Below are 17450 nucleotides of genomic sequence, written 5' to 3' on the forward strand. Positions count from 1 at the left end.
TGCTTATCTCCCCATCCAGCCACCGTCAACCAACACGGTGCTGCCGTTCATATAGTTAGAGGCGCTTGATGCCAAAAAGACCACCGGACCTTTAAAGTCTTCCGGCGTGCCCCAGCGGCCTTGCGGAATACGACTAAGAATAGACGCAGAACGATCTTTGTCATTACGCAACGCTTCGGTGTTATCGGTAGAGATATAACCGGGCGCAATAGCATTGACGTTAATACCTTGCGATGCCCACTCATTCGACAGCGCCATCACCAATTGCCCCACAGCACCTTTGCTCGCTGCATAACCAGGCACAGTTAAGCCACCCTGATAGGTTAACAATGACGCGGTGAAAATAATTTTTCCGCTTTTGCGCGCAAGCATGGTTTTGCCAATTTCACGACTCAAAATAAATTGTGAGTTCAAGTTTACATTGATCACCTGATCCCAATACTCATCGCTGTGCTCAGCCGCGGGGGCGCGCAAAATCGTGCCGGCGTTATTCACCAGTATATCAATCACCGGATGCTCTGCTTTTACTTTTTCGATAAACGCATAAAGGCTTGCACGATTACCAAAATCACATTGATACGCACTGAATTTTTTACCAGTTGCCAGCACTGCTTTTTCTATATCAGAGCCGTGTAATTCGAGCGAGGCAGATACACCGATAACATCTGCACCTGCTTCCGCAAGTGCAACAGCCATGGCTTTACCTATGCCACGCTTGCAGCCAGTCACTAATGCGACCTTACCGTTTAAACTGAATTGATCCAACATGAATAATTTACTCCGCGCAAGATACTAAAGCTTTCATACCAGCAGGATTGTTATCCATGCTGGCAAAAGCGCTGCCAATGTTATTCAGGCTGGATACCGAACTAATAAAAGGCTCCAGATTTACTTTACCTGATGCGACCAATTCAATTGCCATATCAAAGTCGGCAGCCTCGTAGACGCGCGCACCTACAAGTTCAAGCTCTTTCCAGAAGAACTGGAACAGATCAACTTCTGGTTTTTGTGAGTGAATCGCAACCATGCAAATACGGCCGCGCACAGAGGCAATTTTAGTCATAGCTTCAATAGCAGCTTTCACACCAGACACTTCAAATACAACATCTGCGCCCTTACCATTTGTCCACTCTTTAACGGCAGCATCCAAATCTTGCTCAAGCGGATTAACAGCTTTAATACCATTTTTCTGCGCAAACTCATTGCGCACTTGGTTGACCTCAGAAATCATTACCTCTGCACCAACACTCTTTGCTACCAGAGCAACTAATTGGCCAATGGGGCCACCACCAATAACGACCGCTTTCTCACCTGCTTTTAACCGAGCGCGAGAAATATCGTGCACTGCTACCGACAATGGCTCAATCAGCGCACCTTGCTTAAGATCAATATTGTCGGGAAGCTTGTGCAATGTACGCGCTTTCACAGTCCATGAATTTTGGAATGCACCTGGGCTATCAATCCCCATAAATTTTAATTTGTGACACACATGGCTGTGGCCTGCTGTACATGCAGGGCACTCACCGCAGTAATCTAACGGGCGCACAACTACACGGTCACCAATATTAAAGCCAGTTACACTTGCGCCCATTTCAACAATGGTGCCTGACATTTCATGACCAATAATTTGCGGCGGTGCAACGCGTTGATCCATCACACCATGATAGATATGCATATCTGTACCACAAATACCGACAAATCCTACTTGCAAACGTACTTCATCAGCAGCAGGGGCCACCATGTGGCCCTCAACAACCTGAAAGCCTTTATTACCAACATATTGAGCAGCTAACATAATTTCGATCCCCTCAGGATTGTTTGATTAAATGTGGACGTAATAATGTTTCATCAAATGTCACACCTGTTCCAGGCTCATCGGATGCAACGGCAAGGCCGTCGGCGATAACTATCGGACGTGTGGTGTAAGCATCAATTGGAAAGGAATGAACTTCGAGATAGCCCGCGTGCGGCTGGGAAGACATCAGTGATACATGCAGTTCATGCATGCCGTGACTACATACGGGCAAATTGTGGGCATAGGCGAGCTCTGCCACTTTCAACCAACCGGTGATGCCACCGATATTGGAAGCATCTGGCTGTAAAAAACCTAATTTGGCTTGCTTGATGGCATAGGTGAATTCGTGGATAGTGTGCAGGTTTTCACCCATCGCCAGCGCAATATTAATGCTGTCTGCGATGCGGGCATAACCTTCATAGTCATCGGGAATTGTTGGTTCTTCAAACCAGGTAATATCGTACTGCTCTATCGCTCGGCCAAAGCGAATGGCTTTTTCAACAGTCATAGAATAATTGGCATCGACCATAAAAGTGGCATCCTTACCAATTAATTGACGCACAGCAGCAACACGCGCAACATCCTCTTTATAATTATCTTTTCCAACTTTAATTTTTACAGCATTAAAACCACGACCCAAATACGTATCTATATTCTTTAGCAGCTTTTGTTCATTGAAATTCAAATCAATGCCACCCGCATAACACCGGGTCTTGTTACTGGCGGCTCCCGCCAATTTCCACAAAGGTAAATTCAGACGCTTGCAGCGTATATCCCACAGGGCAATATCGACCGCGGAAATGGCAAAACTGACCAAACCGCCACGCCCCACATAGTGCAGATGCCAACCCAAATCTTCCCAAATCGCGTGAATATCTGACGCATCTCGGCCAATAAGCATTGGCTTTAATTCATCATCCAAAAGGGAATAGATCGCGCGCCCACCCTTACCTCCGGTATAGGTATAACCAACACCCTCAGCACCATCCTGGCAATAGATACGGCAAACGAGCAGCTCAAAACAGGTGTGATCGCCATGCTTTGCATCAGATAACACTTCAACCAAAGGTACTTGGTAGTATTCAATTTTGACTGCTTTGATGTGTGTTGCAGAGAGTGCATTATTACTCACGCAAGAAATTGTATTTAGCATAGATCTATCCCGATGCATTTGTCTATTGTTAACAATCTACACTCGAGACAGGTAATTGTAAAGCAGAAAAGTCTTATAATTTCAAAAGTAAGATGCGGGGATACAATAAAGATGAGAAAACACTAGAGAGCAAGGCAATATCTGCCGATATCGCCAGACGAAAGCGTTTTAATGCCTGCATCCGGCAATACGCCAAGAGCACATAAGAGAGTAATTAATAAAATGTCACGCCATTAATCCGTCGTAAGTTGAGCCTCGATCTCCTCAAGACTTTTACCCTTGGTTTCCGGCACCATTTTTAAAACAAAAAAAGCGCCCAATACACAAAAACAGGTATAAATCATAAATGTGGCCGCTACACCCTGAACCTCTATCTGCCAAGGAAACAACGTTGGCACCAACACCCCGCCAAATAATGTGCAAACCAGCGCGCAAACAGGGATAGCAACCCCCCTGATTCGAGTGGGGAATATCTCTGAAAATAAAATCCACATGACCGGACCTAACGAAAAGTTAAATGCTGCCACGAAACTTATCAACCCAACAAATACCAACACACCTTGCATGTGCGCCGCCGCACTAAGCAGATCAGCCGGTAAGGAGCCAAACGCTGCCGAACCCAAATTTTTCGCCAATGCAAGTTTAAATTCCAAGTCACTAGAATACTCAATGCCGAGCATGGGTGTTAACAGCGACACATCAACCCGCCCACCAAAAGTTGCTACGGATTCCGCCGTCAACACATAAGTTGCCTCAGCAAAACAATAGGCAACAATCCCCATGCTCACAGCAGCCCAAACCGATCCCCAGAGTAAAATAGGACGGCGTCCCATTCGATCAATCATGACTAACGCAAGGAATGTAAAAAATAAGCCTATTGCCCCTACCCATACAGTTTGCTGAAATGCACTGGCATCGCCCCCTCCCACCTGTGAAAAGATGAATGGCATATACCCCAGAACAGCATTCATGCCACACAGCGATTGCAACATAGCCGCTCCGACGCCAATAAAAAGTGCAATACGCAACCTGGAATTAAACAACAACCTCAATTGTTCACTCACACTTAGCGAATGCTCCGCCCCCTTCAAGTTTTCACAAATTTGCTCAAATTGGTAGCGAACCATCGCAGCAGGGGCAATTTTAGCGATCACCTCTTCTGCCTTGTGCTTTCGACCATTCATCACCAACCAACGTGGACTCTCTGGAATAAGAAAGAGCAGTAAAAACCAGACGAGCGCCGGAAAAATCTCCAACCCCAACATCCAGCGCCAACTGGTTAACTCTGTCAAACCAATCCAATTCGCCCAGACAGGTTGCGAACTAATTACAGTAACTATGTAGAAATTCAAAAGCTGCGCAATAAAAATCCCGACGACAATATTCATTTGATTCAAGCCCACCAACTTACCGCGCATGCCTGGCGGAGCAATCTCCCCAATGTACATTGAGGCAAGCATGAGCGATGCAAAAGCCAAACCGCCCAAAAAGCGCGCCGCAAAAAGTGTCTCGAAACTAACCGCAAATGCCGAGCCTAGTGCAGACACCAAATAAAGAGCCGCAATCACTAATAAGGTATTTTTCCGCCCAAATCGCTCACAAAAATAGCCAGCGCATAACAGCGCTACAATTGACCCCAAACCTGTAGCACCACCGACAATGGCCCCCACTTGAAAAGCGGATAAATTAAATTCAGCAATAATATACTTAATGGTGCCGGAAATAAGGGCTATATCCAAACCAAAGACAAATCCACCCAGAGCCACAATAAAGGAAAAGAAAAACGCGTTTCTATTTGCTCTCTGCATATCTAATTACCACTCAATAGTTATTATTTGAACCGAGCAACCAGCCCACAAACACCGACAAAATCAAGCCCACCACAATAGAGACTCTAGCTCAAGTGTAACACGCGTTATTTTTGTTAACAATTAAATATATACATTTTAGAGGTGAACTGTTACTATCTGTACTGCCATCAATCAAGCTGGCCAAATAAATATAACTCCTGCAGGTGTGATATGAAACTCATTCAACTAATGACTATCGCAACCTATACCCTAATTCTGGGCGGTTGCGGCGGCGGCGGGACATCAATTCCCCCATCAACCACTAGCAAGGCAGGTGTCAGCTCGACGCCCTCATCAGCAGCTATTAGCAGTTTAGCCGCAAGTAATAGCAGTATTAGCGTGTCGAGTACGATGAGCAGTATGAGCCTATCAAGCTCAATAAGCAGTGCAGCTGCATCGACCGACAGCAGACCGAAAATCAGCTTCAATAGGGATATCAAACATATAGTTGGCAACGTAGACAGCTTTGACCGACGTAAATTTATCACCATCCACTCCTCCAATACTGAGGCGGATTGGTTTGGTTCAAATGCCCAAAGTTTAGGGGCACCCAATGCCTCGGCTGACCTGATTACGGAAGTCATGGAAGGCTATGATGTGTATTTTGGCCGCGATACCGGCGGTATCAGCTGGCAGCTAGGTGAACTCAATCAAGACTCTGCTCGCCTAGGTTTTGTCAGTGAAACTGATGCGCAAACCAAAGGTGATGGCGTTCGCTGGGTGTACAGCAACAACGCCAACAGTGCAAAAGTCCGCCAATTTGAAAATCGTTTAACAGATATGATTGTGGGAGCACAGCAGCACCCCTATTGGCCCGATGGAAAACTGACCCGCAAAGGCTGGGCGCTTTCCCAAACGGATAGCGCAAGCGAGCCTTTTGGGACCGCTACCGGGCATTATATGGGGCAGTTCCTCTCGAAATACTTTAATAAAGGTGTCGGCGATATATTTGGCCAACCCAAACCGCTTTATGTTGAAGTGATGAATGAACCCCTTTATGACCTTGTGGATGCCAGCAGCTCCCCCGTTTCTGTAGAAAAGGTATTCCAATACCACAACACAGTCGCCGCAGAAATTCGCAAAACCAATAGTGATGTATTGATTGGTGGCTACACCGTAGCCTTTCCCGATTACGATAAAAATAATTTTCAGCAATGGCTCAACCGCGACAAGCTTTTTATTGATATAGCTGGCGCCAATATGGATTTTTACTCCATTCATCTTTACGATTTCCCAGCATACAACAATCGCGAAAAATATCGTCGCGGTAGCAACGTCGAGGCCACACTTGATCTGCTAGAGCAATACGACACCATTAAATTTGGCAGCATCAAGCCCTTGGTTATTTCAGAATATGGCGCTAGCATTCATTCTATGTTTTATGATCCCTGGACCCCTCAGCGTGATGGATTACGCTTGATTGCACTAAATGGCTTATTGATGAGCTTTATGGAACGACCCGACCATATCGCCAAGACAATTCCATTTATTCCAATAAAAGCAGAATGGGGGCGTGTGAACGGTATTCCCTACAATGATCGCCTTATGCGTCAACGCAAAGAAGCGCCCGGTGAAACCGGTGACGAGTGGGTTTTTACTGACATGATTAAATTCTATCAATTGTGGTCAGACGTTAAGGGGACACGTATTGATATCGCGTCTAGCGATCCAGACCTAGTAGTCAATGCCTATGCTGATGATAAGCGCGTGTATGTAATCATTAATAATTTGGAATTTAATAATGTAGATTTCACACTGAGTGACTACTCATTAAATAATCCAGCTTTTGCAAATGCCACAATTAAACATTTACATACAGATAGTCAAAATGCGCCAGTATTAACAGAAACTACTAGCGCCGCTTTTCCTGACACTTTAAACATTGGCGCTAACGGCACCATGATCATCACAATGAACTATGAAAGTGCAATGGTAATTGATCAAACCAAAGTTGAACAAAAAGTCTACGCAACTGAATATCTAAAAGCGATTCAAGCCAACAGCATACTTAAGTTTGAAATTAATGGCATCGCACCTGCACAATTTGGAGAAGCCACATTACGCTTGGGTATAGGTCGCAATCATGGAAAGTCATTACAGCCAAAAGTGACCATCAATGGTACCGAAGTGACCGTACCCAAAGATTATCGCGGTTACGATCAGTACCATCAAGGCAAAGGGCGGGAAAACTTTTTTGGGGTAATTGAAATTCCGATTTCATATACACTGCTCAACGCCAACAATCAAATTGAAGTGAGCTTTCCAGATGATGGTGGCCACATAAGCTCAGTTGCACTAAGAGCATACCAGTACAGCCGAAGTATTACGCACTAAAAATTCCATTGTCGTCCTGTTTGCCATACCCGAAAGAGTATGGCTTTTTTATTTTAAATATTTATTTTTAATTGAAGTATCACCAGACTGAGCAAATGCAGTCAATGGCATAAAATATTTCTCATAGGCTGGATTTAATGCCTCACTCAATGGGTTATGAAGCACAAAGCTTCTTCGCGTATCTAACCTTATGTACATTAAGCTAGTTAAAAACTTCTCCTCCCATAGTGCCTGTAGACTTTTATCCTGATAGGCAAGTAACAATCCCTGCGCAATCCTCTCTTTTAAGATAATGTCATGTGTGCTGAGGAAAAAAAATCGCGGCAATTTATAATAAAAGTAGAAGCTGTCATTAACCATCAATTGCAGACCTCTATTATTATTAAGGTATTCATTCATTACTTGACTGGCGCCCAAACAAAACAAATCCGCACGACCAGACGACACCATACGAAAGAAACTCTTATATGCAGACACTTCTAGTGTTTTAAATCCGTTGGCATTCAGAACCTTCGTATCAGTCCAATTAATACCTTGTAAAATACGATAGCGCTTCAACTCACCCAACGTATGAGCAGTCGCAACTGCTTTAGCCACACGTGGATTCACAAAACATACCCGATAACTCAAAATACCTAGATCAACAGGAAATGGAATGTAGGTAACATCAGCAGTTTCAGAGCCATCATAGCTATCCTCAATAACCAAATTAGCGTATTCATTGCTAGCAATAGCTTTTTTTGCTCTGAGTCTATTAACACCATCTGGCAAAGGCCGAAGCTGATAATCGCCATAGCTAGCACGCGTTTTTTCAAGCGCCAACCTTAGCAACTCAACCGTATAATTTTCGTATTGATCAATGGTGGTGCTGGGAATACGATAATTGACAACCTGCATGCCAAGACACTCGCAAGAGCCCCCTATACCCGACAAAAATAGAATCCCAACTATGTGGCGTAGATGTAAGTTCACAACTTTTCTCCAGCTAAATACACAGCCAACTAACTATTTCACTTCATAAAGAGTAGACCATCGGCCACAAACCGTTTAGACCTAATCAAGATCATTCACCCACAAAATATTGTCAACATTTTACATTTTAATGGCGCATCTATAGAATGGACCATTCACTAAAAACCATGCCCAACTCCAAACAAGCGAAGAGATCATGAAACGAATTGTTATTATTGGCGAAAGCATGCTGGAATTGAGCCCTGCTAGCCCTGACTTATGGCAACAATCTTTTGCAGGGGATGTACACAGTTTGGCGGTATATTTAAAACGCTGCGCACCAGAAGCAATGCAAGTCTCTTTTATGACGGCAGTGGGCCTAGATGCACCCAGTGCTAACTTGATTTCCGCCTTGCAGCAAGAGGATATAGATACCGCTTTGATTTATCAGCACCCAGACAAAAGTTTGGGGCTATATATGATCAACAACTCCAGTAGCGGCGAACGCAGTTTTCAATATTGGCGCAATGACTCAGCGGCAAAACAGGTCATGCATTTACATCAGGCACAATTTTCCGCCGAGAACTTCATTATTCCCGAGCAAGTGTTTTTTTCTGGTATTTCTTTGGCCATTTTAGAAAAAGATAGTCGAGCTAGTTTTTGGGAGTTTATTCACTGGCTGAAACAACAAGGTACCCAGGTCATTTTTGACCCCAATTATCGCGCAAAATTATGGTCTTCTATTGAGGATTGCAAAGCGCAATATGAACTTGCTTTTCGTGCAAGCAATTTGGTTTTGCCGAGTTTAGAGGATTTTACCAACCTTTATCAGTTAGGTTCCGCGACAGCGGTGAGCCAATTTTTAAGTGTTTATCAAATTGATGAAATCATTATAAAAGATGGCCCTGCCCCTATCATTTACCAATCACCTCAAGAACAACTAGAGATTGCCATCGAACCCGTCACCCAGGTTATCGATACGACTGCCGCCGGTGATTCATTCAACGGCAGCTATCTGGCGGCACGTGCACGCGGTCTAGATCCTGAAAGAGCAATTCGTTTTGCCGCACAAATCTCCGCGCTGGTTATTCAGCATAAAGGAGCCATTCTTAACAGAGAACTATTTATGCGCCATCTAAATAGCGTAACCACCGAGTAGAAAATCTACAGGCATCAAGTCTCTTTTTGCTAGAAAAGGTAAAAGCTCGGCTCCATTTTAGTCGGAGCTTTTACCAATCAAGTTACCATTAGAATAATTATAAGGTTGTATCTGCATAGTTTTTTCCATCAACAGCATGTCAAATTTCTGATATTTCTTCACCTTATCTGTGTATTAGCCACAGCCCCTCCGCTCTATTATGAAACCTATCAATGATCACTTGGAGACTAACACTATGAACAAGTGCCCCTTTAATCACGCAGGTATTCCCGACCCTTTTGAAAAGGCTCGCCTTGAACAAGGTGTTGGCTTTGTAGATGATCAAAATGATCCAGTGATGATGGTGTTACGCCATAAAGATTTGCGCAAATGTGCGCACGACTGGAAAACCTTTAGCTCCGCTGCCACCCCCGGCAGGATAGTGGTGCCCTCCGAAGTCAATATTCGCGATATTCGTCAGGTTCCCTTTGAAATAGACCCGCCCCTACACGGCGATTACCGCGCCTTTTTAGAGCCTTGGTTTAAACGTCCTTTGGAAGAAACTTATCGCCAAGCTTTGCGCCAACAGATTTCAGCATTGGTACAAGAATCTCTACAACAGGATTCAATTGAAGCCATTTACGATTTTGCGCTGCCCTTACAATCCCGAGCATTAACCATACTGCTCAACATTCCTTATGAAGAAGCAGATTTATTTATTAGTTGGGGAACACATGTTTTCCGCAGCGAAGATAACCCATTAGACGGTAGTAAGGCGCAGGTACTGTACAACTACATTGATAAAAAAATCGCTGAGGCAGAAAAATCATCCAGTGACGATATTTTTTCCGTGTTACTAGCCACTGAATTACAGGGTAGAAAATTAACTCACGATGAAATTAAAGGCATTATCGTGCTTACCTTTGCCGGCGGTCGCGACACAGTGATTAATATGGTCACCAATACTCTCGCTTACTTAGGTGAAAACCCCGAATCGCTGACACGTTTACGCAAAGAACCTGAAATTCATAATCGTGCAATTGAAGAGTTAATTCGCTATTTCTCACCACTCACCCATATGGGAAGAGTTGCGACTAAAGATAGTGAAGTCTGTGCGCATGCAGTAAAAAATGATACGCGGATTTCACTCTGCTGGGCTTCCGCCAACCGCGACGCAGCGGTTTTTGAAAACCCCAACGAGGTGGTGTTGGATCGTAAATTAAACCCGCACGTAGGGTTTGGTTTTAGTCATCACAATTGCCTTGGTGCAACCCACGCACGGGTAGCTATGCAAATCCTGTTAGATGAACTGTGCCAACAAGTCGATAAGATCACCCTGGGTGATGCACAAGAAAACATCGAAAACTGGGGTAATTTCCAGCGCAAGGTTGGCTACCACAAGTTGCATCTACAATTATCCAAATAATATCTTGTTCAAACAAAGATTGAACCCAACACTTTTACGCGAGAAAACAAAATGGCAAAAATTACTTTCATTACCCCCAACAAAGACAGCATCACTTTGGAAGCAACTTCAGGCAGTGTAATGGAGCTGGCGGTTAATAATGGCATTCTAGGTATTGGCGGCGACTGCGGTGGCGTATGTTCCTGTGCAACTTGCCATGTATATGTCCCGACAGAACATGCCAGTAAATTGAACGCCGCAAGTGAAATCGAAAAAGATATGCTGGAACTTGACGATAATGTTAATGAGCGTAGTCGCCTGTGCTGCCAAATAGAAATCAACGAGCAAGTGGATGGCTTAATACTCGAAGTGGTTGGCTAACCCAGCAATCACAGACCAGCAACACACCCCAGTAAAATCCATGCAATCATAAACCATTATTTGTGGGTTCCTCGCTATGACTAATCATCTGCTTACAACACAAACTTGTATTATCGTCGGCGCAAGTCACGCTGGTGTTAACGCTGCTTTTGCGCTGCGCAAAGAGGGTTGGGCAGGCAGAATATTGCTCATCGATTCCGACCCCACACTACCCTATCACCGCCCACCGCTATCCAAAACCTATATCACTAGCGATGATGCAATAGATAAGCTCGCTTTAAAACCAGAAACGAGCTACGCACAAAATGACATTGAATTACTACTGGGTGTTAAAGTTACGCAACTGTATTCAAACGCAAAAAAAATCAATGTGGACAATGGCGATGAAATTATCTACAACAAATTGATTCTCGCTACCGGCGCAAGCCCGATAGTGCCTGCGATTAATGGCTTAGCTGATGCGCACAATCTCTTTTTTATGCGCAACATGGAAGATAGCCTAGGCATCAAAGTCGCCATTCACCAGAGCCCGAACAAACGTGTCGTAATTATTGGCGGTGGTTATATAGGTCTGGAAACGGCGGCCTCGCTAAAAAAATTGGGCGCATCCGTGGTGGTACTAGAGCGCGAAAATCGCATTCTCGCTCGTGTCACCGCCCCTGAAATGTCGGCCTTTTTTTTACAACTGCATGAATCTCATGGTGTAAAAATTGTTACCGAGAAAAATGTCAGCGCCATCACCACCGATGCTGGCGTTAATAAAGTGCATACCAGCGACGGTGCAGAATATCTAGCCGATATTATTATTGTGGGGGTCGGGGTGCGGGTCAATAAAACCCTCGCAGAACAAGCTGGTTTAACCATTGAAAACGGCATTTGTGTCAATGCACAGGCGCGCACTAGCAACGAAAACATCTATGCTATTGGCGATTGCAGCTATCACTTTAATCCACACTATCAACGTCACATACGTTTGGAATCGGTACAAAATGCTGTCGATCAAGCCAAAATTGCGGCGCTGGATATTTGTGGTAAAGCGCAAGATTATAATGCCCTACCCTGGTTCTGGTCGGATCAGTACGATGTAAAATTACAAATGGTGGGACTATCAACCGGATATGACCAAGTCATAATTCGACACGAAAACACCACTGAACAAAAGTTTTCCACTTGGTATTTTTACGGCGATGAGTTGCTGGCGGTAGATGCCGTCAACAACGCCAAAGCCTATGTACTGGGCACCAAACTCATCAAAGCCAACGCGCGCATAAACAAAGCTGCACTGGCAGATACTAGCCGCGAATTAAAGCTAGAGTTATTGCAGGAATAGCACTGAAAAAAACGAGAAGAGTTTTCCTATTTTCCATTAAAAATAACTGTTGTGCGGAATCAACCGTGATGGGTATAACTTTTTAAGGCGCTAGCGTTTTGAATGCCAATGTTTTTTAGGCCGATAATTTAACCAACCAACCTATTTCTTAACTGCTAATAATTATTTAGCGCTCTTTAATTTTTCCAAATTTTCCTGCCGTATAGCTTCATCGGCTTCACGCAGCTGCTGTTCCTTTAATAGTTTGTTTTTTTCATACTCATCATCCAGAATAGTACCGCATTCTAAGTAGCTAATGTTACTGCTGGTCTTACAGTGCTTATCAGCTTCAAATTGGGCCACACCGGTGATCAGCTCCCGTCCTGTACAGGCGCAAAGCAGCAAGATAAAAACAAGGAATATGAGCGTTTTTTGAATATTCATCTATGAGTCCTTTTAAGGTGAATTAACTAGAGTTATCGTTATAGCTTAATCACGCTGGATTATCTCACCCAAAAAAAATAATGACAATCGCTATTGCACCCACAAAAAAACACCCAACAACGGCGCTATGCTTAAGCGCAATTGTTGGGTGTTTTTATTTACCCATCATTTCAATGGGTATGTGAACTCCATGGGAAAAAGTATTACTACGGAACCAACTCAAACTTATCCGCATTCCACTCCCAAGTTGAGCTGGTAGTGCCTGCGCTAGTAACCCGAATAGTGTGAACACCTGCGCTCAAATTAATCTTGCTAGCGGCGGTTAGTTTTTGGAAACTATCCCAGCTGCCATTGTTCGCCACAGCTTGAGTTAACACCTTAACGCCATCCACACTTACCTCTAAGGCGGAACCGCTCATGGGTGTGCTCACATAGGCATTAAAACTATAGTTGCCCGCCACTTTTACATTCACGGAATACTCAACCCAATCGCCGCGCTGATTGTAGTTGATGCCCTGCACACCATTTACCGTATAAATTTTAAACCCGTCGTAGACACCGCCAGTGGCGCTGAAGCTCTCCGCTTGCAGGGTCATAGCTTCGGCCACAGGTGTGGCGGGTGAACCTACTGGGTCGCTGCCCACTTGAGTAACGCGAATATCATCGCCATTCCACTGCCAAGCGCTAGTGCCTGCACTTTCTATGCGCAATGTGTGGGTGCCCGCACCGATAGAAATTGGGTTAGCTAAAGAGAATTTACTGTAATTCTCCCAACCACTGGTTGAGCTAATAGCAATAGTGCCCACATAGATACCATCGATACTTAGCTTGGCACCCAAGCCACTGGTCATGGGCGATGCGGCGGTAATTTCAAATTTATATTGGCCGTCTTTTGCCAGGGTTACCAAATAGTCAGCCCAATCACCTGCGGTGTTGTAATTGATATTACCGCCACCGGCTTTATTGAAACCAATATAGTTATCACCCGCTACAACTGCGGTAGACTTTCCAGTATCAAAATAATTAGCAAAATCGATTACCTGCGTTGTGCTAGTCGCACTAGAGCTAGAACTACTTGCAGCGCTGCTTGTACTCAGGCTGCTTGAACTCGCCGCACCTGCCACGGGTTTATAAACACGAATCCAATCGACAAACATGGTGCTCTTATTAACATCCGCTAACTCGGCCGCCGTTGGACGCACATCACGCCAATCTTGATGTTCCACATCGATAATAATGTGCAGAGGTTTATTGATACCGGTGCCGCTGGTAAAGTTATTAGGGTCGATCATGGCTGGGCCAGACACGCTGCGAACCTTTACGCCATCAATGTAGTAATCCAAATTCCATGGGTCTTTCCAATGCACGCCATACACATGCATGGCTCCGCGCCAAGTGCCCTGTGAATTCAGGATCCAAGAGCCTTCATCCTTAGGTTGATAGTCTTGAAAGGGGCTGCGAATAAACAGATGGTGACTCACATGCATGCGTTGATCAAACCACTCCTGCCCGGTGCGATCGCTGCCATAGGATTCCATTGCATCAATTTCTTGGGTCGAGTCTGCACTTAACATCCAAACCGCATTCGCCAAGGTATTGCCCGTGTGCTTAACCCTTGCCTCTAAATACAGTGGGTAGGTAAAGGTATCCTTTGACGAAATAATACCGGTATAAATTTTATTGGTGCCCACTTTAGCGCTTGACTGCAAGCCTAAAGAGCCACCTGTAGTGTAGGAGTGCCCTGCATTAAATTCGCTATCGCCAGGGCCAGTCCAGGCGTTAATAAATGAGGGATTCCAACGGGTATTAAAGGCTGCAGGCTTCGCCGTTGGGCTGGCGGTATAATTAAATTCGTCGGAAATAGATTGCAATTGCCAGGTTTTGCCACTGCCAGCGGCGGCGGGAATAGGTACCCCATCCCAATCGGCAGCAAAACTGCAGAGCGAAGCTGAAGCCAACAGCAATGCGGCGGCACATGAAAAATATTTTTTCATCGTAGAACTCCAAATAATTATTGTTATAGATACGGAACAGGTATCAATGGGTAAAAGTAATGGTTAGCTATATTATTTTTATAAATACGCGACATCTATGTCGATAGCCAATGCTGGCAGGTAATGCTGAAAAACCAATATATGTTAATTGTTAACATTAATCAATTGTGTGCAATGGGTTTTTAAGCAGAGCGGGCAAAAGGTTACAAATTTACACAGCGAGAAGAAAATGAAAGATTAACAGCGCGAACTGGCAGGCTAAACCAGTAGGGAGTGTAAAGCTCCCTACTGGTCTTCTGGCGCAACAAGGTGACTAGCCTAGTTTATTTATTCCCGCATTTTCATCCTGATGAATAGTGACTGGCCAACCCGCAAACTGGTTATGCGGATTATTGTCACTCACATCAATTAAAAAGCGATAGGCTTGGGTGCTATAGGTTTTGGCGGCAGTATCAAACAGAATAAAACCAAAACCACTGCCCTTTTCATGGGCTTGAATATAGCGATTCGGCGATTTCCCTACTTCAGGGTTACCCACGGCATAGACATAAATTTTATTGCCGAAGCTATCTAAGTATTCACCGGTTTGTTCAAGTCCATGTTGTGGGCGATTGTGAACGGGAGCATTTACTGCGTCGGGGCGCCACCATCTAGGCCAACCCGCGGCAATTGCCGGCGTACAAAAAGCCCAGTTGCTATCGCGCTGCGCGTGCACACCATATTGCGACAGGGAGCCCAAGTGAGTATCGCCACAAATATGCAATGCTTTGGATGTGCGCATTATGTCAATTGCGCGATTGCGCGCACCGGCGGGCCAGCCACTGGAATCGAAATCATATTTTAAATATTTTGTAGGCAGAGGTTGGTGCGTGGATATGCCCGCAAACACAGTTTGACTCAAGACTGCTTTTAACGCATGGCCGCGCCAATCGCTGGCCCAGTGCGTTAAAAACTCTTCTTGTCTTGCCCCTAATAACTGTAAGTCGGCGCGATCAAATTTTGGGTTGATGTAGTTTGGCGCCTCATCTTCACCGGTAACACCCACTTTAATATTGAGACGCTCAGGGCCGCTCTTCCACTGGCGATCGGCAAGAATGGCAAAGCCGACATTGCCATAGACCAAGTCGGTGTAGTACACACTCATGCCGCGCGCGCTAGGGGTTGGATCATAGGCGTCTGGGTGATGTGATGTGTTAGTTTTATGCACCACATTGACAACACGAATTGGCGTCACATAGCCGCCCCAGGCGTCGACATTACCCGCCAGCGGAGCGTCCGCCGGTGCTGCAGCACCGCCCTCGCCCCAGAGGTTGCCCTGTAATATATCGTGGTCGTCCGGCAGGCAAATGGTGGGGGCATTGCGCATTACCTCCCTAAAGGCCCAGCCAAATTGATAAAACTTACGCAGGTAATTCAAAATGGCGGGCGCGGCGGGTGCGCGAATAAAACCAAAACCGCCGTGATTCTCATAGAGCTGATCGCCGGAAAAAAACACCAAATCTGGATTTAATTTTGCAACATTTTCAGCCACTGGCGCATAGGGAAAGGCGTAATCATTTTGGCAAGTAAGTGCCGCCATGCGCAAACTCCTCCCCTGGGGATTAGCCTTAATAGTGCCAGAAAAATAATCTGGCAGCTGGCTGCCATCGCGGCACTGCTCGCGATAAACCACGCGATAGCTTATAGCCTCAGCTTCATTCCAGTGCGCAATACGAAAAGTTGCCAGCCAGGCATCTGTATCTAACTCGGCTTTAGCTAGGGTTTGCCAGCGGCCCGATTTGTTAATTTCTAATTCAACAGCTTTGTTGTCCTTAGCGCCCATGGGGCCAGTGAGTACACTGAGTTTTAACACAAAGCCCTCGTGACTGCGGGGGTCATTTAAGCTGTACATACACCATAAAATAGGGCCAAATTTTTGCTCGGGTAAATCGCTGAATGCATCTCCCGTTATAGACCACTGTGAAAATCTATAGCGGCTGCCCTGTACCGGCGCGGCAACGTCAGAGGAAAAAGCAAAATTGCTCACTACCGACAAATTCCCCAAGAGTTTTTCGGCCGCGATTAAATCCTCTAGCTTACCCAGTAACTCCCCGCTGCTGAGCAAGTGCGCCTCAAGCTGCAAGGCATAAACCCCTAGGCGCGGCTCACCCTTGAGCGTTAACCTAATTTCCTGCTGGGCGACCAACTGCGACAATTCCAGGCGCTTGTCACCCAAGGCTAATTGATTGTGAATAATGCCCGCGTCTATGCCCGCTTGCACAAAACAATTACTGCGGTGCTCGTTAATGTCACTCTTGGCGCCCAAGCGCAGGCCAGCGCCGCCATCCTCTAAGCCCAACTGTAAGCGCCTAAGGTTAACCGCCAGCGTAAAGCTACCCGCGGTGTTTATTAATTGGTGTCTTAAGGCATGAACACTGCGATTACCGCCTGCACTCAAGCATTCCGCGCCGCCATTTACAATGCGCCAATCCTCCATGGGGTTAGCCCAGTAGTCTCCGCCCAGCCAAACTCGGTCATGGCTATTGCGCCAGCTATCCTCAATTGTGGTGCTCAATGCAGCGGGAGCTAGAGTTGTAGCTTTACCGGTATTTATAGCGCAACCAGTAACACCCGTAGCCAAGCCAGCAACAGCAAGCTTTAAGGCTTCGCGGCGTGAAAAGTTCTCGGTCATATCTCACCTACTCTTTTTAATGTTT

General features: G+C 45.4%; 13 protein-coding genes. 5 read left to right on the top strand and 8 right to left on the bottom strand.

Annotated elements, in window-relative coordinates; genetic code table 11:
• Positions 1-3: 3 nt before the first annotated feature.
• From AC0KUT_RS12110 to AC0KUT_RS12125, 4 genes are all read right to left on the bottom strand, one after another.
• Positions 4-768 carry an SDR family oxidoreductase gene (locus tag AC0KUT_RS12110; protein ID WP_488830212.1) on the bottom strand — a complete coding sequence of 255 codons (765 nt, stop codon included), beginning with the start codon at positions 766-768 and terminating at the stop codon, positions 4-6.
• Positions 769-775: 7 nt separating this feature from the next.
• Positions 776-1795, bottom strand: coding sequence for a zinc-dependent alcohol dehydrogenase (locus tag AC0KUT_RS12115; protein ID WP_488830214.1), 1020 nt, complete (start codon positions 1793-1795; stop codon positions 776-778).
• A 13-nt stretch (positions 1796-1808) separates the two neighbouring features.
• Positions 1809-2948, bottom strand: a complete 1140-nt coding sequence (locus tag AC0KUT_RS12120) for a mandelate racemase/muconate lactonizing enzyme family protein (protein WP_488830216.1) — start codon at positions 2946-2948, stop codon at positions 1809-1811.
• Between the two features lie 233 nt (positions 2949-3181).
• Complete coding sequence (locus AC0KUT_RS12125; RefSeq protein ID WP_488830217.1) at positions 3182-4756, bottom strand: MFS transporter; 1575 nt, start codon at positions 4754-4756, stop codon at positions 3182-3184.
• Between the two features lie 213 nt (positions 4757-4969).
• Here AC0KUT_RS12125 and AC0KUT_RS12130 point away from each other — a divergent pair, with 213 nt between their 5' ends.
• Positions 4970-7132: a cellulase family glycosylhydrolase gene (locus AC0KUT_RS12130; RefSeq protein ID WP_488830218.1), complete on the top strand. Its 2163-nt coding sequence runs from the start codon at positions 4970-4972 to the stop codon at positions 7130-7132.
• 48 nt (positions 7133-7180) lie between these two features.
• Here AC0KUT_RS12130 and AC0KUT_RS12135 read toward each other — a convergent pair whose 3' ends face one another.
• Entirely contained in the window at positions 7181-8029 is an 849-nt protein-coding gene (locus AC0KUT_RS12135; RefSeq protein ID WP_488830220.1) for a hypothetical protein, read from the bottom strand.
• A 271-nt stretch (positions 8030-8300) separates the two neighbouring features.
• Between AC0KUT_RS12135 and AC0KUT_RS12140 the strand changes: the two genes are divergently transcribed.
• From AC0KUT_RS12140 to AC0KUT_RS12155, 4 genes are all read left to right on the top strand, one after another.
• A complete protein-coding gene (locus AC0KUT_RS12140) occupies positions 8301-9242 on the top strand; it encodes a sugar kinase (protein ID WP_488830222.1) in 942 nt (313 codons plus the stop codon).
• A 235-nt stretch (positions 9243-9477) separates the two neighbouring features.
• Complete coding sequence (locus AC0KUT_RS12145; RefSeq protein WP_488830223.1) at positions 9478-10647, top strand: cytochrome P450; 1170 nt, start codon at positions 9478-9480, stop codon at positions 10645-10647.
• A 51-nt stretch (positions 10648-10698) separates the two neighbouring features.
• Positions 10699-11007 carry a 2Fe-2S iron-sulfur cluster-binding protein gene (locus tag AC0KUT_RS12150; protein ID WP_488830225.1) on the top strand — a complete coding sequence of 103 codons (309 nt, stop codon included), beginning with the start codon at positions 10699-10701 and terminating at the stop codon, positions 11005-11007.
• A 76-nt stretch (positions 11008-11083) separates the two neighbouring features.
• On the top strand, positions 11084-12337 hold the full coding sequence (locus AC0KUT_RS12155) for an NAD(P)/FAD-dependent oxidoreductase (protein WP_488830227.1): 1254 nt from the start codon (positions 11084-11086) through the stop codon (positions 12335-12337).
• Positions 12338-12499: 162 nt separating this feature from the next.
• Here AC0KUT_RS12155 and AC0KUT_RS12160 read toward each other — a convergent pair whose 3' ends face one another.
• The 3 genes from AC0KUT_RS12160 to AC0KUT_RS12170 all read right to left on the bottom strand — a co-directional run bounded on the left by AC0KUT_RS12160 (position 12500) and on the right by AC0KUT_RS12170 (position 17425).
• On the bottom strand, positions 12500-12760 hold the full coding sequence (locus AC0KUT_RS12160; RefSeq protein ID WP_488830229.1) for a hypothetical protein: 261 nt from the start codon (positions 12758-12760) through the stop codon (positions 12500-12502).
• A 206-nt stretch (positions 12761-12966) separates the two neighbouring features.
• Entirely contained in the window at positions 12967-14754 is a 1788-nt protein-coding gene (locus AC0KUT_RS12165; RefSeq protein ID WP_488830231.1) for a carbohydrate-binding protein, read from the bottom strand.
• Positions 14755-15067: 313 nt separating this feature from the next.
• Positions 15068-17425: an alkaline phosphatase D family protein gene (locus AC0KUT_RS12170; protein WP_488830233.1), complete on the bottom strand. Its 2358-nt coding sequence runs from the start codon at positions 17423-17425 to the stop codon at positions 15068-15070.
• Positions 17426-17450: the final 25 nt, after the last annotated feature.

It is taken from the genome of Cellvibrio sp. 25HG11W-0 (genome assembly GCF_057815475.1).

Bases quoted from the DNA above. Each gene is read 5' to 3' on its own strand.
- AC0KUT_RS12130 (WP_488830218.1), top strand. From the start codon at position 4,970: ATGAAACTCATTCAACTAATGACTATCGCAACCTATACCCTAATTCTG.
- AC0KUT_RS12115 (WP_488830214.1), bottom strand. From the start codon at position 1,795: ATGTTAGCTGCTCAATATGTTGGTAATAAAGGCTTTCAGGTTGTTGAG.
- AC0KUT_RS12110 (WP_488830212.1), bottom strand. From the start codon at position 768: ATGTTGGATCAATTCAGTTTAAACGGTAAGGTCGCATTAGTGACTGGC.
- AC0KUT_RS12150 (WP_488830225.1), top strand. From the start codon at position 10,699: ATGGCAAAAATTACTTTCATTACCCCCAACAAAGACAGCATCACTTTG.
- AC0KUT_RS12145 (WP_488830223.1), top strand. From the start codon at position 9,478: ATGAACAAGTGCCCCTTTAATCACGCAGGTATTCCCGACCCTTTTGAA.
- AC0KUT_RS12135 (WP_488830220.1), bottom strand. From the start codon at position 8,029: ATGCAGGTTGTCAATTATCGTATTCCCAGCACCACCATTGATCAATAC.
- AC0KUT_RS12165 (WP_488830231.1), bottom strand. From the start codon at position 14,754: ATGAAAAAATATTTTTCATGTGCCGCCGCATTGCTGTTGGCTTCAGCT.
- AC0KUT_RS12120 (WP_488830216.1), bottom strand. From the start codon at position 2,948: ATGCTAAATACAATTTCTTGCGTGAGTAATAATGCACTCTCTGCAACA.
- AC0KUT_RS12140 (WP_488830222.1), top strand. From the start codon at position 8,301: ATGAAACGAATTGTTATTATTGGCGAAAGCATGCTGGAATTGAGCCCT.
- AC0KUT_RS12125 (WP_488830217.1), bottom strand. From the start codon at position 4,756: ATGCAGAGAGCAAATAGAAACGCGTTTTTCTTTTCCTTTATTGTGGCT.
- AC0KUT_RS12160 (WP_488830229.1), bottom strand. From the start codon at position 12,760: ATGAATATTCAAAAAACGCTCATATTCCTTGTTTTTATCTTGCTGCTT.
- AC0KUT_RS12170 (WP_488830233.1), bottom strand. From the start codon at position 17,425: ATGACCGAGAACTTTTCACGCCGCGAAGCCTTAAAGCTTGCTGTTGCT.
- AC0KUT_RS12155 (WP_488830227.1), top strand. From the start codon at position 11,084: ATGACTAATCATCTGCTTACAACACAAACTTGTATTATCGTCGGCGCA.